Origin of the sequence: Brevundimonas sp., from assembly GCF_046293315.1 — a bacterium.
In the GTDB taxonomy this organism is placed as follows: domain Bacteria; phylum Pseudomonadota; class Alphaproteobacteria; order Caulobacterales; family Caulobacteraceae; genus Brevundimonas.
In genome coordinates, this window is record NZ_JBKBPF010000003.1 from 1 (window position 1) to 17,295 (window position 17,295).

The following is a 17,295-nucleotide window of genomic DNA, read 5'->3' on the forward strand; positions in this document are numbered from 1 at the left end:
TCCAGAAAGATGTCGACGGCCATCGGCCAAGACTTCAAACGCCCCGCCCGGCTCTCGCCAGGCGGGGCGTTTTTCTTGTTCGACTTGTGGCGGAGCGATCAGGCCGTGCGGAAAAGGCGCCGCCGGATGTCGCCCACCGCCTGGGGCGCCAGGGCCCACGGTTCGACGAAATAGCGATGGAACAGGCGCCTGGGCTCGGTGGCAAAACGCCAGAGCCACTCCACGCCCAGCCGGCCGGTCCAGCGGGGCGGCGTGGCCACCGCACCCGCTTCATAGGCCAGGGCCCCGCCCACCGGCATGACCACGCACGGGGGCAGACGCTCGCGGTTAGCCTCGATCCAGATTTCCTGCCGCGGCATCCCCATGCCGACCAGAAGAATGTCGGGCTCATGCTCACGGATGGCCGCCAGCACGGCGTCGTTCTCGGGCCCCGTCACGTCGAAGAATCCGTTGAGAGTGGACAGCTTCAGTCGCGGATGGCGTTCCGTGATCGCGACGACCGCCTTCTCGCCGACGCCGGGGGCGCAGCCCAGGTGGAACACGCGCCAGCCCTCACCGGCGGCGCGAGCCCAGAACGCCTCGCGCCAGTCCAGATAGGTCAGGCGGTGCGCTCGGCTCACCTCATGGCCCATCAGCCGGCCCCATGCGATCAGTGGCGCGGAATCGATCTCGATACGGTCGGCGCGGGCGTACAGGGCCGCCATGGCGGGGCTCCGCCGCCACAGATGCAGGCTGTGCAGGTTGTGATTGGCGATGAGGGCTGAGGCTCGGGTCGCGACCCGGGCCGCGATGAAATCCAGTAACTGGTTCGTGGTCATCGCGTCCACTTGGCCGCCCAGAAGGCGGATGCGGCGCGGTGCTGCGGCCGGGTCAGACGGGTCGACGGTGTCCCTCATGGACAGAGCTTCGCACACACGGGTTTCCCGCCCCTCAGCGAGCAGGGTTAACGAACCATGATCGTTCCATGACGCGACCACTTGCGGGGTGGCGCAAGCAGCCCGGCCCGGCTATGCCGCCGACAGGATTTCTCCGCACAAGGACAGGCCCATGCGCGTGGCGATGATCGGAACCGGCTATGTGGGCCTCGTCTCGGGCGCCTGCTTCGCCGACTTCGGCCACCGCGTGGTGTGCATCGACAAGGACGAAGCGAAGATCGCCCGTCTGCATGGGGGCGGCATTCCCATCTACGAGCCCGGCCTGGATGCCCTGGTCGCCAACAATGTGCGCGACGGCCGTCTGAGTTTCGCGACCGATCCCGCAGCTGCCATCGCCGAGGCCGACGCCGTGTTCATCGCCGTGGGCACCCCTTCTCGCCGTGGCGACGGCCATGCGGATCTGTCCTACGTCCACGCCGCAGCCGTCGAGATCGCGGATCTGATGCAGGGCTTCACTGTGGTGGTGACCAAGTCCACCGTGCCGGTGGGCACGGGGGACGAGATCGAACGCATCATTCGCGAGCGCCGGCCGGACGCGGAGTTCGCCGTGGTCTCCAACCCCGAGTTCCTGCGCGAGGGCGCGGCCATCGAGGACTTCAAGCGCCCCGACCGCGTGGTTGTCGGAACCGACGATGAGCGGGCCCGCGAGGTGATGCGCGAGCTGTACCGGCCGCTGAAGCTGAACGAGACGCCGATCCTGTTCACCGGACGGCGCACGTCCGAGCTGATCAAATATGCGGCGAACGCCTTCCTGGCCATGAAGATCACCTTCATCAACGAGATCGCGGACCTGTGCGAAACGCTGGGCGCCGACGTGCAGCAGGTGGCCCGGGGCATCGGTCTGGACAACCGCATCGGGTCCAAATTCCTGAACGCCGGGCCGGGGTACGGCGGCAGCTGCTTCCCCAAGGACACCCTGGCGCTGGTGCGGACCGCCGACGATGCGGGCTCGCCCGTACGGCTGGTGAAGACCACGGTGGAAGTCAACGACGCGCGCAAGAAGGCCATGGCCGGGCGGGTCTCGCAGGCTGCGGGCGACCTGCAGGGCAAAACCGTCGCCATCCTGGGCCTGACGTTCAAGCCGAATACGGACGACATGCGCGACGCGCCTTCTCTGGACGTGGTGCCGGCCCTGCTGGCCATGGGCGCGACCGTGCGCGCCTTCGATCCCGAAGGCATGGAAGAAGCGGCCAAGGTGCTGCAGGGCGACGTGACCTTCGTGGACGGGCCCTATGCGGCGGTCGAGGGCGCGGACGTGGCGGTGATCCTGACGGAGTGGGACCAATTCCGGGCGCTGGATCTGGACCGGGTCAAGCTGTTGATGACGGCCCCTGTCGTGGTGGACCTGCGCAACGTCTATCGGCCCGAGGACATGCGGGTGCGGGGCTTCAAATACAGCTCCATCGGCCGGATCTGACGCTCAGGTGAGCTTGTCGGCCTTGCGCAGGTCAGGAAACAGCTTCGCCCAGATCCCGGTGGACGCCAGCGCGCCGAAGCCACCGAACACGGCCGCCCCCACCGGTCCCAGGAACCGTACGGCGACGCCGGAATAGGCCTCGCCCAGTTCGTTGGACGCGCCGATGAACAGCATGGAGACCGAGCTGACCCGACCGCGCATGTGATCGGGCGTGGCCAGCTGGATCAGGGTCTGGCGGATGTTGACGCTGATCATGTCCGCCGCGCCGCCCAGGAACAGCACCATCACGGACAGCCAGAACCACTGGGACAGGCCGAAGGTCAGGGTGCAGACGCCGAACACCGCCACGGCGCCGAACATCCACCATCCCCCGCGCCGCCGAATGGGAAAGCGCGACAGCCACACCGCCACGGTCAGGGCCCCGACGCCGAACGAGGCGCGCAACAGGCCGAAGCCCTCGGGCCCCACATGCAGGATGTCGCGGGCGAAGATGGGCGTCAGCAGGGCCACGCCCGCCAGCAGCACCACGATCAGATCCAGCGAGATGGCGCCCAGCACCATCTTGGTCTTCCAGACATAGGCCAGACCCTCCTGCACGGCGGCGAAGCGCGACGGACCGCCGGGCATGATCTCGGGCTTGCCGCTGGTGCGGATCAGGGCGATCGCGGCGGCCGCCGCGATGAACATGGACAAGGCCACGGCATAGGCCAGCGGCACGGAGACGCCGACGATCACACCGCCCAGGGCCGGGCCGGCGATGGCCCCGGTCTGGAAGGCGATGGACTGGGCCGCGATGGCCGGCGGCAGGGCGCGGCGGCCCACCACCATGGGCAGGAAAGCCTGGGATGCGGGGGCGAGAAAGGCCCGGCAGGCGCCGAACAGCGCCGCCACGGCCAGCAGGCCCCACAGGGGCGGCGAGCCGTGGATGGCCATGGCCAGAAAGCCCACGGCGCAGAACCCCTCGACGATCACCGAGATGATCACCGTCAGCTTGCGGTCGCGGCGGTCGGCCATCTCGCCGGCGGGCAGGGTGAAGGCCAGAAGCGGCAGGAACTGCACCAGCCCCACCAGCCCCAGATAGAGACTGGCCTGTTCGATGGGGTGGTCGCGCCGGGCGATCTCATAGACCTGCCACAACAGGGCCGAGGACTGGGTCTGGATGGCCAGCACCGCCAGCACCCGCCCGATCCACAGATAGCGGAAGTCGCGGATCGCCCACGGACACTCGTGCCCGCCGCCGGGACTGTCCGGCTCGCGGGCGGACGGATTCGGATTTTCGGGGGTCTCTACGCTCACGATCGCCGGGGATACTTCGGATAGGGCGTCCCGTCGCGGTGGAAATAGCGGTCCGCGCCCTTCGGCAGGACCATGTCGATGTCGGGATAGTCGCAGCCGTCGCCGCCGGGCGTGCGGGTTCCCACCTCCAGCAAAACGGCCAGCGCGTCGGAGCGGTTCTCGATCTTGTGGCCGTTGGGCACGCCCGCCCGGAAGCCCGCGCAGTCACCCGCGTTCAGGAGTGTCTCGCCGTCCTCCTCGACCAGCACCACCTGGCCCTGCATGACCCAGACGAACTCGTCCTCGCCCTCGTGCCAGTGGCGCTGGCTGGACCAGTCGCCGGGCGACAGGTGCAGCAGGTTGACCCCGAACTGGCTGAGGCCCGCCGCGTCGCCCAGACGCCAGCGGCGGCGGCCCAGACACGGCCCGGCGTGCTCGTCGGGATAGGTGGTCCCGTGGCCGGCGGGGGCGGTTTCCAGATCGATCCTGGGCATGACGGTCTTCTCCCGGGCGGCGGCCCGTCCTAAAGCTGGGCCATGACCGCATCTGTCGATCCCGTGCGCCTGACGCAAGACCTGATCCGCATTCCGTCCATCACCCCCGCCGACGAGGGGGCCATGGACCTCGTGCAGGCCCAGCTGGAGCGGCTGGGCTTCACCTGCCGCCGCATGCCCTTTGAAGGCATCGAGAACCTGTACGCCCGGCGCGGAACGGAGGGGCCGAACCTGTGCTTCGCGGGGCATACGGACGTGGTGGCCACCGGGCCGCTGGAGGCCTGGCGGCATCCGCCATTCGAGGCGGTGATCGAGGACGGGGTGCTGTACGGGCGCGGGGCCGCGGACATGAAGGGCTGCATCGCCGCCTGGATCGCGGCCGTGGACTCCGTGCTGGCAAAGGGTCAGCCGCAAGGCTCGCTGTCCCTGCTGATCACCGGCGACGAGGAAGGCCGCGCCATTCACGGCACCAAGGTTGTGGTCCAGGCCCTGATGGACGAGGGCGAGGTCATCGACGCCTGCGTGGTGGGCGAGCCGTCCTCGGCCCGCGAGCTGGGCGACACCATCAAGATCGGGCGGCGCGGCTCGCTGAACGCCTGGATCACGGTGAAGGGCCGGCAGGGCCACGTGGCCTATCCGGAGCGTGCGGCCAATCCGGCCCCGGTGCTGGCGCGGCTGCTGGCCGAGCTGGACGCCCATGTGCTGGACGAGGGCTATCCGTCGTTCCCACCCTCCAATCTCGAGATCACCACCATCGACATCGCCAATCCGGCCATGAACGTGATCCCGGACACGGCGACGGGGCGGCTGAACATCCGCTTCAACCCGGCCCACACGGGCGAGAGCCTGATGGCCTGGATCCGCGAGCGGGTCGAGGCGGCGCAAGGGTCGAGCGGCTGCGGCGTGGGGGTGGATTTCCTGCACTCGGGCGACGCCTTCCTGACCGAACAGGGGCCGTTCGTGGCGGCGGTTCAGGACGCCGTGGAGGCGGTGACGGGCCGCCGCCCCGAGCCGTCCACCAGCGGCGGCACCTCGGACGCCCGCTTCATCACCCGCATGGCGCCGGTGCTGGAGCTGGGACTGGTGGGCCAGACCATCCACCAGATCGACGAGCGCGTGCCGGTGCAGGAAATCATCGACCTGACGCGGGTCTATGAGCGCGTGATCGAGGGCTATTTCGCGCGGGTGTGAGGTCTCGATGGCGCGCCGCCGCTCGCCTCGCGCAGGCTCGCCGCCCGGGGTGCGGGGCGACCCTCTCGGCACCGTCCGGGCCTGACAGTCGGACAGGCTGAAGCGCCCGTCGGTGCGGGTTGATGGGAAGGGTGCGGGGCGCCGGGCCATCGCCCGGTTCAAGGATAGACAAATACCGTTTCGACGAAGGCTGACGCCCCGCGCGATCGTTCTGCCAGAGCCCCCGGTGGGCACGCGTCTTAGGCGCTAGCCGGTGTTTAGGCCCCGGACGGGCGGGCATGGACAGCGCTCCATGTCCCGGACCCGGCGAGTAATCCGCCCCGCCGCTCAGTCCCGCTCGATCACAGCCCATCGCCGCAAGGTCGCCGGCCGAGCGCCCTTCCCGTGCGACGGGATGGGACAAGCATACCGGGGTGGGGAACGCGGTCGGAAAAGTGGGCGAAGATTTTTACGGAAGCCTTGTGCGCCAATGCATTGGCGCCGAAAAATGCGGGGATCTGGGCGGGATTCGTCCCGCATTTTCCTTCTCCCGTTGAGGGAGGAGGTGGCCCGCGAAGCGGGTCGGATAAGGGGTGAAACGCCGATCTCTGCCGAGTGGCGCTTTTACGGATGCTGCGGACTGATGTGAGGCCGCGTGACGCGAAACCATCCGACACCGGGATTCACCCCTCATCCGTCATGCTGCGCATGACACCTTCTCCCTCAAGGGGAGAAGGGATGCGGTCACGCCACCCTGCCCGCCCGGGGAGGGAGACGGCGGTATGGTGGATGCCGGACGCCCGAATTGAGCGAGGGGACGACAGCCCGGTTGAACCGTTGCTCTCGTCCCCTCGCCAAGTCCGGGTTGGGACTTGACCTTAGGGTCAGGAACCTGACCGTTTCCCCGGCGGGCGAACCCGAAGACGAAACGCGGCCTCCTGGCGGCTCCTGGTCTTCGGCGTACCGTCAGGGTCTCCCCTGTCGTCGTCCGTCGATCCCGGCCCGGTTCTCCGTGAACCTCCGCCCGAGGGCGTCTGGTTCGGGAGCCTTGGCCCTGTCCGGTCAATCGAGCCGTCCGAAGACGCCTGAGAGCCTGGATCAGAGAGCCGGACCGACCCGCTTGAAGTCCCCGGTCTCCCGGGATTTCCGCGCCGCCGTGTCCCTCGGCCCGTTGACGTTCCCGCGAAATCGTCTATTGGGCAAGCGCCCGAATTTCTCGTGCTGTGCATGAGGGGCCGCCGTCCGGTGCATAAGCCTGTGAAAGACTGTGGACGGATCGGATTCACAAAACTGAATCAATCGGGTGGGTTTTCCACAGTTTGATGACACCGCGTCGCGGACCCATGGCCGGCCGCCCTGGCGTGCTTTCGATCACGCCGGGGTGATGCGTTCGCAGCGAAAGCCCTATATGACGCCTGTCTCCCTTCCCTAAACGCGTTTGCGAACTGACATGGCGACCCTGAACCAGATCCGATCGACCTTCCTCGACTCCTTCGCGGCCTCGGGCCACGAGAAGGTGCAGTCGGCGCCGCTGGTGCCGCAGAACGATCCGACCCTGCTGTTCGTCAACGCGGGCATGGTGCCGTTCAAGAACGTCTTCACCGGCCAGGAGAAGCGTCCCTACAACCGCGCGGTCAGCGCCCAGAAATGCGTGCGCGCCGGCGGCAAGCACAACGATCTGGACAACGTCGGCTATACGGCGCGGCACCACACCTTCTTCGAGATGATGGGGAATTTCTCCTTCGGCGACTACTTCAAGGCCGAGGCCATCGAGTTCGCCTGGAACCTGATCACGAAGGAATTCGGCATTCCGAAAGACCGTCTGATGACCACGGTCTATGTGGACGATGACGAGGCGGTGGAGCTGTGGAAGAAGATCGCCGGCCTGCCGGAAAGCCGCATCGGCCGCATCGCGGGCAGCGACAATTTCTGGTCCATGGGCGACACCGGCCCATGCGGCCCGTGCACCGAAATCTTCTACGACCACGGCGACCATATCTGGGGCGGCCCTCCCGGCTCGCCGGAAGAGGACGGGGACCGCTGGGTCGAGATCTGGAACCTGGTGTTCATGCAGTACGAGCAGGCGGCGGACGGAACCCGCACCAACCTGCCCAAGCCTTCCATCGACACCGGCATGGGGCTGGAGCGCGTGGCGGCGGTGCTGCAGGGCGTCCACTCCAACTATGAAACCGACCTGTTCCGGAACCTGATCGCGGCGTCCGAGGCCGAGACGAAGACGAAGGCCGAGGGCGACCAGGCCCCGAGCCACCGGGTGATCGCGGACCACCTGCGCAGCTCCTGCTTCCTGATCGCCGACGGGGTGACGCCGTCCAATGAAGGGCGCGGCTATGTGCTGCGCCGGATCATGCGCCGGGCCATGCGCCACGCGCACCTGCTGGGCGCCGCGGACCCGCTGATGCACCGGCTGGTGCCGGCGCTGGTGGCGGGCATGGGCGACGCCTATCCCGAGCTGGGCCGCGCCCAGGCCACCATCACGGAGACCCTGCGTCAGGAGGAGGAGCGGTTCCGCACCACCCTGGGCCGGGGCATGGCCCTGTTCGAGGACGCCACCGCCAACCTCAAGGAAGGCGACATGCTGGAGGGCGAAACCGCCTTCACCCTGTACGACACCTACGGCTTCCCGCTGGACCTCACCCAGGACGAGGCGCGTCGGCGCGGCCTGTCGGTCAATGTGGCGGCGTTCGAAACGGCCATGGCCGAGCAGCGCGCGCGCAGCCGCGAGCACTGGACCGGATCGGGCCAGACGGCCACGGCGGGCGAATGGCTGGCCATCCGCGACCGCATGGGGCCCACGGTCTTCACAGGTTATGACGGCGTGGAGGAGTCCGGCGAGGTTCTCGCCATCCTCAAGGACGGCCAGGCGGTGGACGCGGCCGGGCCGGGCGAGACGGTTCAGGTGCTGTTCGACCGCACCGCCTTCTATGGCGAGAGCGGCGGTCAGGCGGGCGACCACGGGACCATCGAATGGCCCGGCGGCGAGGCCCGCGTCACCGATGTGAAGAAGCAGGCCGGGGACCTTCACGTGCATGACGTGGAGGTTGTGTCCGGCGGTCTGGCCATCGGCCAGCGCTGCGCCCTGCTGGTGGACGCCGACAAGCGCCGCACCACGCGCGCCAACCACTCGGCCGCGCACCTGCTGCATTCGGCGCTGAAGAACGTGCTGGGCGCCCATGTGGCCCAGAAGGGCCAGCTGGTGGACGCCGAGCGGGCGCGCTTCGACTTCAGCCACGGGGCGCCGCTGACCGACGCCGAGATCGAGGCCATCGAGGCCGAGGTCAATGCGGTGATCCGTCAGAACGCGCCGGCCGAGATGCGCCTGATGACCCCGGACGCCGCCATCGAGGCGGGCGCCATCGCCCTGTTCGGCGAGAAATACGGCGACGAGGTGCGGGTGCTGACCCTCGGCCGCTCGCTGGTCAGCGACAATGCGGCCTATTCCATGGAGCTGTGCGGCGGCACCCACGTCGCGCGCACCGGCGACATCGGCCTGTTCAAGATCGTGTCCGAAGGCGGCATCGCTGCGGGCGTGCGCCGCATCGAGGTGCTGACCGGCGAGGCGGCCCGCCAGTATCTGGAGGGCCAGGCGAAGGTGGCGCGTGGTCTGGCCCGCGACTTCAAGATGCAGCCCGCCGACGTGCCCGCCCGGGTCGAGGCCATGGCCGCCTCGGTCAAGGCGCTGGAGAAGCAGGTGGCCGAGCTGAAGAAGCAGGTCGCGCTGGGCGGCGGGGGCGGCGCTGAGGCTACGCCGGAAGAGATCGGCGGCATCAAGCTGATCGCCCGGGTGCTGGACGGCGTGGACGGCAAGGGCCTGCGTGGCGTGGCCGAGGACTTCCGCAAACAGGTGGGCTCGGGCGTCGTGGCCCTGATCGGCGTGGTCGACGGCAAGGCCGCGGTGACCGTGGCGACGACCGCCGACATGGCCGGCCGTGTGAATGCGGCTGACCTGGCCCGCGCTGCGGTGCTGGCCATGGGCGGCCAGGGCGCGGGCGGCAAGCCCGACTTCGCCCAGGGCGGCGCCCCGGACGGCGACAAGGCCGACGCCGGACTGGACGCGGTGCGGGCGGCGCTGAAGGGCTGAGGGGTACCCATAAATACCGGCTTGTGGTATTCGTGGGTCATGAGCAAAAATACCTCCGTCACCCTCGGCGAGCATTTCGGCGCCTTCGTGGACCAGCAGGTCACCGGGGGTCGATACGGCTCGGCCAGTGAAGTAATCCGGGCGGGCCTGCGCCTGCTGGAAGATCATGAAGCCCGGAGCCGGGTTCTCCGCGACGCCCTCATCGCGGGCGAAGAGAGCGGACCGTCGACTTCTTTCGACTTTGACGCTTTCATTGCGGGCAAGCGAACAGAAGCGCCCTGATGACACGGTTTGTCCTGTCACCTGCCGCGCAGGCGGATCTGGAGGACATCTGGCGGTATTCAGCGGCGTGGTCTTCGGCACAGGCGGAACGCTACGTGCTGGCCATCCGCGACGCCTGTGACGATCTCGCCACCGGAGTTCAGGCCGGACAGGACGCGGGCGACATCCGCGCCGGCTACCGCAGGCTCAGGGTGGGCTCACACGTGCTGTTCTTCCGACAATCCGGGGATGTCATCGACGTGGTGCGCATCCTGCATCAGCGCATGGACCTGCCGAACCGGCTGTGATCACTCCCTCGGCAGCCGCACCTGGGCCAGTTTCCAGCTGAACACGCCCCGGCGTTCCATGATCAGGTCGATGCGCTGATGGGGGCGGTCGCGGTCGGTGAGGGTGCCGGCGAAGCGGTTCAGGCCGCGATAGCCGTAGCCGATGCGGATGTCCTTATCGCGCCCCTCTGGCGGCTCCAGCGCCACCTCGCCACGGTCGCCGATGATGTCGGGCGCCTCGGCGGTCTGGACCATGGCGGCGATGGCCTCGGGCGTCACGAAGGCGTCCACGACGCCGGAAATCAGCGACGGCGCCAGAACCAGGCCGAGGCCGGCGAGAGGATTGTCGCGCATTTCCGGGTCCTCGCGCAGACGCCGGACCAGTTGGGCGTTGAGCTGCGCCTTCAGGTCGTCGCGCACGGCGGGGAAGTCCACGAGTCGTTCCAGCCGCGCCTCGTCGCCGGTGCGCGCCGCATTGATCAGCGAGCGCACCGCAAAGACCGGCGAAGCGAAATAAGCCACCAGAAACGCGCCGATCAGAACGATGATCAGCCGCGTCAGCAATCGTCGGCTCAAGAGCCGCCCTCCCCTTGCATCCCCGGGTCTTAATCGAGCGTGCGTCGCTCGCCGGGTCAAGCGAACTCGGACGAACCGCGGTCTGTGATCAACGGGGCATTGACGCGGCTGTTCCCGGCGGGCCCCATGCGCGCCGTTATTGATTTGAGGGGGGCTTCCTTCCATGACCCGATCCATCGCCCTGATGGGCGCCGCCGTCCTGGCCCTGAGCGCCGCCGCGCCGTTATCGCAGCCGGCCCAGGCCCAGCCCGTTCCCGCCGAGGCCCAGGCGCAGGACCCGGCTCTGGCGGCGATTCTGGCGGACTATGAGGCTTTCGACCGGGCCAATGATCCGATCGGCGCCGGACGCGAGGGCGATGAGGCGGCTCTTGCGCGCTTGCCAGACACCTCACGCGAGGCTGAACTGACTCGAGCCGAGACCCTGCGGGGGTTCGCCGCGCGGCTGGACGCCATCGACCCGGCCGCCCTGACCGAGGAAGACCGGCTGAACCGCGCCTTCATCTCGTGGATCATCGCCATGGGCCTTGAGCGCATCGAGTTCGATGGCGGACGACTGGCCTTTGATTCCGAGGGCGGGCCGGGCCAGTGGATCGGCTATCTGTCCGGCGCCACCCGCATCACTACCCGCGCCCAGGGCGAGGCGTGGCTTTCGCGCATGGCCGGACTGGGCGCCTTCTATGACGAGGCGCAGGCCGACGCGCGGCGGGGTCTGGAAACCGGTCTGGTCCAGACCCGGTCGGTGGTCGAGAACGCCCTGATGCTGGCCGAGACTGATGTGGCCTTCACAGCCGAAAGCGATCCCCTGATGCGGCCTCTGGCCAATCTTCCGGCCTCGATCCCGGCGGATGTGCAGGAGGGCTGGCGCGCCCGGGCCCGCGACATCCTCGCCGCCGAGATCGCGCCGCGCCGCGCCGCCTGGGCGGCATTCCTGCGCGAGGACTATCTGCCCGCTGCGCCCGAGAGCCTCGGCCTGGCCCACCGGCCGGGCGGGCGCGACTACTATGCGTTTCTGACGCGCAGCTACACCACCACCGACATGACCCCGGACGAGATCCACGCCCTGGGCCAGTCCGAGGTGGCCCGCATCCGCGCCCGCATGGATGAGGAGATGGCGGCGGCGGGATGGGAGGGCGACTTCGCCTCGTTCCTGACCTTCCTGCGCACCGATCCGCAGTTCTATGCGACCAGCCGCGAGGACCTGCTCAAGGAAGCGTCCGAGATGTCCAAGCGGGCTGACGGCGGCCTGCCCGCCCTGTTCGGCACCCTGCCCCGCCTGCCCTATGATGTGCGGCCGGTGCCGCAAGAGATCGAGGCCAACTACACCACCGGCCGTTACTTCTCCGGCTCCATGGAGAACGGCACGCCCGGCGGCTACATCGTCAACACCGGGCGACTGGACCAGCGGCCGCTGTACGAACTGCCCGCCCTGACCCTGCACGAGGCGGTGCCGGGCCACCACCTGCAGATCGCCCTTCAACAGGAAGCCGAGGCCGGGCCCTATTTCCGCCGCGGGGCCAATGTGACCGCCTTCACCGAGGGCTGGGGCCTGTACGCCGAGTATCTGGGCGAGGAGATGGGCTTCTACCGCACGCCCTACGAGCGGTTCGGGCGCCTGTCCTACGAGATGTGGCGCGCCTGCCGTCTGGTGGCGGACACCGGCATCCACTGGCTGGGCTGGGAGATCGAGCAGGCGCGCGCCTGTTTCGCCGAGAACTCGGCCTTGGCCACCCACAATATCGAGACGGAGCTGCAACGCTACATCGGCTGGCCCGGTCAGGCCCTGGCCTACAAGATCGGCGAGATCCGTCTGCGCGACATCCGCGTCCGCGCCGAGGCCGCACTCGGTGAGGGCTTCAACGTTCGCGCCTTCCACGACGCCCTGCTGGTGGACGGCCCCCTGCCGCTGGACCTGCTGGACCAGCGCATGGACGCCTGGATCACGGAACAGGCGGCGGAGAACTAGAGCCCCAGCCCGGTTCGCGCCTTCTTCGTCAGCTTCGCGGCGATGAGGGCGTGGGCAGTCGTCAGGTGGTCCGTCAGCTCGTCGTCAGGCCAGTCGGCGGGGTCGGCCAGGTTCACCCATTTCGCCCGGGCCAGATAGGGCGCCGGGCGGGCATGGCCCGTTTCCGTCAGAACCTCATAGGCGATGTCGCTGACCTTGAACGAGACGCCGCCTTGCGCCCCCGCCATGCAGAACATCTTGCCGCCGACCCGATAGGCGTCGTGATGATCCCCGAACGGGTGATCCAGCGTGGCCGCCGGCAGGGACAGGCAGAACCGCTTGACCCCCGCCCGGTCCATGATCAGGCGTCCAAGCCGATGCCGACGGGGCAGGCCACACCTGTGCCGCCGATGCCGCAATAGCCCTCGGGGTTCTTGGCCAGATAGCCCTGGTGATAGCCCTCGGCGAAATAGTACGTCGGGCGCGGAGCGATCTCGGTGGTGATGGGACCCATGCCGACCCGCTTCAGCGCCGCCGCATAGGCGTCGCGTGAGGCCTCGGCCGCCGCCTTCTGGGCCTCGTCGGCGTAATAGATGGCCGAGCGATACTGGGTGCCCGTGTCGCCGCCCTGACGCATGCCCTGGGTCGGGTCGTGGTTCTCCCAGAACGCCTTGAGCAGGTCGTCATAGGTGATCTCTTCGGGATTGAAGACCACCTCTACCGCCTCGGTGTGCCCCGTGCGCCCGGTGCAAACCTCCTCATAGGTGGGATTGGGCGTGATCCCGCCCGAATAGCCCACGGACGTCACCCACACGCCCGGCAGTTGCCAGAACACCCGCTCCACGCCCCAGAAACAGCCCATGCCGAACACGGCGCTCTGGAAGCCTTCGGGGTGCGGCCCCTTCAGGGGGCGGCCCGAGACGAAATGCACCTCGTCGGTGGTCAGCGGCTGATCGCGCCCCGGCAGGGCGGTGTCGGCGGTGGGCAGGGCGGATTTGGAAAACAGCATGGGTCGCCTCTTAAATGGGTCCAGCCGCATATGGGAAGCCCGACGACGCTTGCCCAGACGCTCCGCCTGTTCTATCAGCCTCGCTCCGCCGGATGGACCGTCCGGCGGAGCACGCACGGCGTGGAACGGACAGGTGGCGGAGTGGTCGATCGCGCACGCTTGGAAAGCGTGTGTACGTGAAAGCGTACCGAGGGTTCGAATCCCTCTCTGTCCGCCATGCCGCCGCCTTAGCGATTTGAAATGTTTTGATTATTTTCAAACGACAGAGCACTTACCCCAACAGATACCCTAACAAAGCCTCGTGCATGAACGGGTTCAGGTCGCGTGCGCGCGCGAGAAAACTGGATTAGCATGCGCTTCTCATAGCGGCGCCGGTGTCCAGGCGCGACGCGCGGGAGGCGGCATCGCCCCCCCCTCATGTTTCCAATCGTGGACGGGCGCGCAAACGGTGGTGGCCGGTGTCCAGCGGCAAAGGGTGTAGAATTTCGCCCTCCCCCCTCCCCGGCTGGACACGCCGTAAAGCGGAGCAATATGGTTAAGGTTCAACCGCCTGAGCCATGCAAGGCGACCGCCTGTTTTGCTACGGTGGCGAAGGGGGGTAACGTCGGGGCCATGAAAAACACGATCCTGACAGCAGTCGCCCTTTCTGCGCTGGCCGTAGCGCCCTCGGCGAAGGCGGATTGGCAGAACACCCGCTGGGGTATGACCCCACAGGAGGTAATAGAGGCCACCGGCGCGCGGCCGGAAACCGGTCGCTCCATTCGAGGGGGTTCCCTAGAAGCCGCAGGCGAGTATTCGGCAGCAGGTTTTGACTTTCGGAGCCGGTTCTTTTTCGCGTCTGGCGGACTACGAGTGGTGGCGTTGACCCTTTTGGACCCTTCGGACTGCCCCCTGCTCAACCGTGCATTGTCAGGCATCTACGGCGAACCGATGGAAAGCCGGGACAGTGCGACACGATGGGCGAGCACATCGGACAACTTCTACGTCTTAATAAACGAGCCTTGGGAACCGTATTCGAGTGAGTGCGTGGTATATTACGAGCCAATCTCGGCAGGGTCGGTTTCCGGTCTGTAGCGCCACGCGCCCGACGCGCTCCGACAGACAATTGCGCGGGGACAGTCGTGCGAGCATGCCCGATGGCGGTTGAAACTACCTGAAACCTAGAACTGGATTCCAAACCGGCGGCTGGCCTCCGCTGCAAAGGTGGCCAGATAGTCTTCCTCCAGATCAGACCACCGCTCGACTAGCCGTTCCCGGTTCTCGCCACGCGGGCGGGGCCTTCCGTCCGTTCCCAAGGCCCGCGCCTCCGCTTTGTCCTTCGCCCGTTGCAGCCGGTCGAGCGGGGTTTCCGATTGAGACGAATAGGTCAGGCGGTGGTGTTGGCGCGACGCGAACTCGCCGCCGACGCAACACAAGAGCTCACACCGCCGCCCAGTGCGGGGACACCGAAAATAGAAGCGCCGACCACCGTAGCGGCATGGCGCCGCGTCGAGACTGACCACCCGCAATCGGCGCTCGCCATTGGTGGTGTAGTCGAGCTCGACAAAGCCGTTGGCAGGGTCCGTCAGGTCAATGGTGAAGCCAATAGCACCCGTTCGCACCCCGGCCCGGCTCCAGCTCCAGGTTCCTGACACCCGGGCCCCCGGTCGGATAAATTCAGAGCGTCGGAGCCGTCGGATATCGAACCGTAGGGATTGCTCCACCGCGCCCCTGTTTCGGATCCGATAACGCCCGCTCGAATAGCCGCCCATGCCTTTCGGCCCTCGCCAGATTTTCCGTAATCGCTTGGCGAAGCTTACCACCTTTTATGCGGCTTCCCCGCTCCGTTGCCCTAAAGCCTGGCTTCGCACCGGCTTCAGCCTTGCCGCCCGGTTGCGTGTTCGGGATGAATGACACAGTCTCCCGCCTCTAGCCCTGAAGGGGCAACTCTTGTGAGGGTGGGGATGACCGTTCCGAAGCTAAAATGGTGGGTTTGGGCCATCATTGTGCTGGGCGTGCTGGGCGTCATCAGCGCGCTGATGGGGGGAGAGGCCGACGAAGCCAGGACTTCTCCCGAGGGCCCCTTAGCGGCGGCGGCAAGGCTGCATGACAGTCGGACAATTGCCGGACAAGGAACGCTTCGAACCTTTGCGGTCAGGGTTACGGTGGGAACCGATGCGGAGGCGCTGGAAGGTCAGGCACGCGACTTGTGTTCTCGCATGACCCACTGTCTCGTCATGGGCTGGATAGACCGCGACTTGATAGCCTCGGCCATGCCAATGACCGACCGTGAGGCCGAAGGGCTAGCGTTCCACTACACCCTGAACCGATCTAGCGGGATGGATAGGGCTTTGTGGGACTGTGCCGTCTTCAGCGATATTCCAGCAGACCGTTGCTTGAGTTCTTGATCCAACCTGAATGTTGGCGAGAGCACTTTTCGCAAGCTAGCTCACGACCTTACCAAAGGTGCTTCGCCCGCCGCGCTCCCGGGCCTATATTCTGCGACACTCCGCACCGCTTACCGATAATCTCGCCGCCCGCCTCGCATCGCCGCACGCCCAGACGCGACCGCGCCCGGTGGTCCGCGCCCTTCAAGACGTAATCCAGCGTCTCGCCCAGGTTCGTCTGATAGTCGCCACCACCGGCCACGCCATGACGCAGGGACCGGCCGATGGGGCGCGACAGGAGAACACCTTTCCGGCTTTGGGCTCCGCAAGCCTTCAACCAGCCGCGTTGTCGCCCGTTGAAGGCCCGCGCCAGATCGGGCGGAAGGTGCAACAGGATATGGACGTGCGCGCCCTTCCGGGGGCCGTTCTCCCTCACCCAGACATAGGCCAATCGCCCGCCACGGGACCGAACCCAATCGCCCGCCAGCTTCAGAAACTGCGCGAGCGCGCCCAGGTCATCGGCAACCCGCGCCTCTTGCCAATGGACGGTGGTGAAGCGGTTGAGCGGAATACCTGCCCGTTTTGCATACCGGGCCGCCTCGATCAGATTGCGGGCCGCCCCCTCGCTTATGGCTTCGCTCCGCCGGTCAGCGCGGTTGCGCGCACCGCCTCGCCCCGGCAACGGAACGAACCCGCCAACATGGGCTGCAACTATATAAGGGGAAGGGCCGTCATGGCAGATGCGCGCCTGAACCGGGTTCTCTAGCGTTTTTTCAATGGCTTGGCCCAGCCCGACAAAGGCCGGTCGGGGCTGCTTTCTCGCTAGTTTCAAATTTGGACAACGCGGGACCGCCTCGCACCTTAAACGGCGTTCAGTCTCCCCTGAAGCATTAGCAGCGGGTGCACGGTTGAGGGGACGGTGGGTCATGCGAAGGCGCGCGGACGGCCCAGGGAAGCCCAAGGGCGGCGAAGAAGCGACGGCGGGGAGCAATCCCCGCCGAAACCCCGCCACCGCCCTCAACGGCGTCCTATTCCGTTTCCGCGCCCCCTTCCGCCAACGTCACTGGCCCGGCGAGGGTGTAGCGAGCGACTCTCGCGCCGTCGGGCGTTGCCTCGCGCGCGGTGGCGATGGGCAGGCCCAGGCGACGGAGCTTGAAAATGTAAGCCGACGTTCGCCGTGCCCAGCCGAGCGGCGACGCCTCGCCCGACGTGAATCCGCGCGGGCCGGTGGTCAGCAGCAGGGCGAGGGTTTGTGCCTCGCGCCCTTCAACTGTCAGGGGCTCGCCGTCGGGCAGCAGTCGGAATGTCAGACGGGGGCCGCTCATATCCCTGCCTCCGGCTCACAGTCGGCGTCGAGCTCATCGTCCGGGTCGGCGTCCAGGGCGTCGAGAACCCCTATTGCTTCCTCGATTGCGGTTTCCAGACGCTCGCGCGCGGTGGTAGGTTCGGAAGGTCCGCCGACAA

General features: G+C 67.4%; 16 protein-coding genes and 1 tRNA gene. 8 read left to right on the forward strand and 9 right to left on the reverse strand.

Annotation, left to right across the window (positions count from 1 at the left end):
- Positions 1–98: 98 nt before the first annotated feature.
- The gene (locus ACK4SE_RS03175) at positions 99–896 is read right to left on the reverse strand and encodes a WecB/TagA/CpsF family glycosyltransferase (protein ID WP_409688694.1); all 798 of its coding nucleotides are present in this window, start codon (positions 894–896) and stop codon (positions 99–101) included.
- A gap of 151 nt (positions 897–1,047) precedes the next feature.
- Between ACK4SE_RS03175 and ACK4SE_RS03180 the strand changes: the two genes are divergently transcribed.
- Positions 1,048–2,352 carry a UDP-glucose dehydrogenase family protein gene (locus tag ACK4SE_RS03180; RefSeq protein WP_409688697.1) on the forward strand — a complete coding sequence of 435 codons (1,305 nt, stop codon included), beginning with the start codon at positions 1,048–1,050 and terminating at the stop codon, positions 2,350–2,352.
- Between the two features lie 3 nt (positions 2,353–2,355).
- Here ACK4SE_RS03180 and ACK4SE_RS03185 read toward each other — a convergent pair whose 3' ends face one another.
- Both ACK4SE_RS03185 and ACK4SE_RS03190 read right to left on the reverse strand, forming a co-directional pair.
- Entirely contained in the window at positions 2,356–3,648 is a 1,293-nt protein-coding gene (locus ACK4SE_RS03185) for an MFS transporter (protein ID WP_409688700.1), read from the reverse strand.
- On the reverse strand, positions 3,645–4,121 hold the full coding sequence (locus ACK4SE_RS03190) for a cupin domain-containing protein (RefSeq protein ID WP_409688702.1): 477 nt from the start codon (positions 4,119–4,121) through the stop codon (positions 3,645–3,647). The genes ACK4SE_RS03185 and ACK4SE_RS03190 overlap by 4 nt, the downstream gene beginning before the upstream one ends.
- A gap of 42 nt (positions 4,122–4,163) precedes the next feature.
- Between ACK4SE_RS03190 and dapE the strand changes: the two genes are divergently transcribed.
- The 4 genes from dapE to ACK4SE_RS03210 all read left to right on the forward strand — a co-directional run bounded on the left by dapE (position 4,164) and on the right by ACK4SE_RS03210 (position 9,959).
- Entirely contained in the window at positions 4,164–5,312 is a 1,149-nt protein-coding gene (gene dapE, locus ACK4SE_RS03195) for a succinyl-diaminopimelate desuccinylase (RefSeq protein ID WP_409688705.1), read from the forward strand.
- 1,429 nt (positions 5,313–6,741) lie between these two features.
- A complete protein-coding gene (gene alaS / locus ACK4SE_RS03200; RefSeq protein WP_409688708.1) occupies positions 6,742–9,390 on the forward strand; it encodes an alanine--tRNA ligase in 2,649 nt (882 codons plus the stop codon).
- 39 nt (positions 9,391–9,429) lie between these two features.
- On the forward strand, positions 9,430–9,672 hold the full coding sequence (locus ACK4SE_RS03205; protein ID WP_409688711.1) for a type II toxin-antitoxin system ParD family antitoxin: 243 nt from the start codon (positions 9,430–9,432) through the stop codon (positions 9,670–9,672).
- Positions 9,672–9,959: a type II toxin-antitoxin system RelE/ParE family toxin gene (locus tag ACK4SE_RS03210; RefSeq protein WP_409688714.1), complete on the forward strand. Its 288-nt coding sequence runs from the start codon at positions 9,672–9,674 to the stop codon at positions 9,957–9,959. The genes ACK4SE_RS03205 and ACK4SE_RS03210 overlap by 1 nt, the downstream gene beginning before the upstream one ends.
- On the opposite strand, the gene ACK4SE_RS03215 is transcribed toward ACK4SE_RS03210, so the two are convergent.
- Complete coding sequence (locus tag ACK4SE_RS03215; RefSeq protein ID WP_409688717.1) at positions 9,960–10,514, reverse strand: DUF2939 domain-containing protein; 555 nt, start codon at positions 10,512–10,514, stop codon at positions 9,960–9,962. It abuts the gene before it with no gap.
- Positions 10,515–10,677: 163 nt separating this feature from the next.
- Here ACK4SE_RS03215 and ACK4SE_RS03220 point away from each other — a divergent pair, with 163 nt between their 5' ends.
- Positions 10,678–12,477, forward strand: coding sequence for a DUF885 domain-containing protein (locus ACK4SE_RS03220; RefSeq protein ID WP_409688720.1), 1,800 nt, complete (start codon positions 10,678–10,680; stop codon positions 12,475–12,477).
- Here the strand turns inward: ACK4SE_RS03220 and ACK4SE_RS03225 are convergent.
- Both ACK4SE_RS03225 and msrA read right to left on the reverse strand, forming a co-directional pair.
- A complete protein-coding gene (locus ACK4SE_RS03225) occupies positions 12,474–12,815 on the reverse strand; it encodes an MmcQ/YjbR family DNA-binding protein (protein ID WP_409688723.1) in 342 nt (113 codons plus the stop codon). The two genes, ACK4SE_RS03220 and ACK4SE_RS03225, sit on opposite strands and share 4 nt — an antisense overlap.
- A gap of 2 nt (positions 12,816–12,817) precedes the next feature.
- A complete protein-coding gene (msrA, locus tag ACK4SE_RS03230) occupies positions 12,818–13,465 on the reverse strand; it encodes a peptide-methionine (S)-S-oxide reductase MsrA (protein WP_409688725.1) in 648 nt (215 codons plus the stop codon).
- Between the two features lie 127 nt (positions 13,466–13,592).
- Between msrA and ACK4SE_RS03235 the strand changes: the two genes are divergently transcribed.
- Positions 13,593–13,682, forward strand: a tRNA-Ser gene (locus tag ACK4SE_RS03235).
- Between the two features lie 943 nt (positions 13,683–14,625).
- Here ACK4SE_RS03235 and ACK4SE_RS03240 read toward each other — a convergent pair.
- Positions 14,626–15,216, reverse strand: a complete 591-nt coding sequence (locus ACK4SE_RS03240; RefSeq protein WP_409688727.1) for a hypothetical protein — start codon at positions 15,214–15,216, stop codon at positions 14,626–14,628.
- 192 nt (positions 15,217–15,408) lie between these two features.
- Here ACK4SE_RS03240 and ACK4SE_RS03245 point away from each other — a divergent pair, with 192 nt between their 5' ends.
- Positions 15,409–15,852, forward strand: a complete 444-nt coding sequence (locus ACK4SE_RS03245) for a hypothetical protein (RefSeq protein WP_409688730.1) — start codon at positions 15,409–15,411, stop codon at positions 15,850–15,852.
- 49 nt (positions 15,853–15,901) lie between these two features.
- Here ACK4SE_RS03245 and ACK4SE_RS03250 read toward each other — a convergent pair whose 3' ends face one another.
- Together ACK4SE_RS03250 and ACK4SE_RS03255 are read right to left on the reverse strand one after the other, a co-directional pair.
- Complete coding sequence (locus ACK4SE_RS03250) at positions 15,902–16,663, reverse strand: hypothetical protein (RefSeq protein WP_409688733.1); 762 nt, start codon at positions 16,661–16,663, stop codon at positions 15,902–15,904.
- A gap of 196 nt (positions 16,664–16,859) precedes the next feature.
- Positions 16,860–17,156: a hypothetical protein gene (locus tag ACK4SE_RS03255; RefSeq protein ID WP_409688735.1), complete on the reverse strand. Its 297-nt coding sequence runs from the start codon at positions 17,154–17,156 to the stop codon at positions 16,860–16,862.
- Positions 17,157–17,295 lie beyond the last annotated feature (139 nt).

What these genes read in the sequence shown, in the direction of transcription:
- ACK4SE_RS03190 (WP_409688702.1), bottom strand. Translation starts at nt 4,121, where the DNA reads ATGCCCAGGATCGATCTGGAAACCGCCCCCGCCGGCCACGGGACCACC.
- ACK4SE_RS03175 (WP_409688694.1), bottom strand. Translation starts at nt 896, where the DNA reads ATGAGGGACACCGTCGACCCGTCTGACCCGGCCGCAGCACCGCGCCGC.
- ACK4SE_RS03205 (WP_409688711.1), top strand. Translation starts at nt 9,430, where the DNA reads ATGAGCAAAAATACCTCCGTCACCCTCGGCGAGCATTTCGGCGCCTTC.
- ACK4SE_RS03255 (WP_409688735.1), bottom strand. Translation starts at nt 17,156, where the DNA reads ATGAGCGGCCCCCGTCTGACATTCCGACTGCTGCCCGACGGCGAGCCC.
- alaS (WP_409688708.1), top strand. Translation starts at nt 6,742, where the DNA reads ATGGCGACCCTGAACCAGATCCGATCGACCTTCCTCGACTCCTTCGCG.
- ACK4SE_RS03225 (WP_409688723.1), bottom strand. Translation starts at nt 12,815, where the DNA reads ATGGACCGGGCGGGGGTCAAGCGGTTCTGCCTGTCCCTGCCGGCGGCC.
- ACK4SE_RS03210 (WP_409688714.1), top strand. Translation starts at nt 9,672, where the DNA reads ATGACACGGTTTGTCCTGTCACCTGCCGCGCAGGCGGATCTGGAGGAC.
- ACK4SE_RS03180 (WP_409688697.1), top strand. Translation starts at nt 1,048, where the DNA reads ATGCGCGTGGCGATGATCGGAACCGGCTATGTGGGCCTCGTCTCGGGC.
- msrA (WP_409688725.1), bottom strand. Translation starts at nt 13,465, where the DNA reads ATGCTGTTTTCCAAATCCGCCCTGCCCACCGCCGACACCGCCCTGCCG.
- ACK4SE_RS03240 (WP_409688727.1), bottom strand. Translation starts at nt 15,216, where the DNA reads ATGGGCGGCTATTCGAGCGGGCGTTATCGGATCCGAAACAGGGGCGCG.
- ACK4SE_RS03245 (WP_409688730.1), top strand. Translation starts at nt 15,409, where the DNA reads ATGACCGTTCCGAAGCTAAAATGGTGGGTTTGGGCCATCATTGTGCTG.
- ACK4SE_RS03220 (WP_409688720.1), top strand. Translation starts at nt 10,678, where the DNA reads ATGACCCGATCCATCGCCCTGATGGGCGCCGCCGTCCTGGCCCTGAGC.
- dapE (WP_409688705.1), top strand. Translation starts at nt 4,164, where the DNA reads ATGACCGCATCTGTCGATCCCGTGCGCCTGACGCAAGACCTGATCCGC.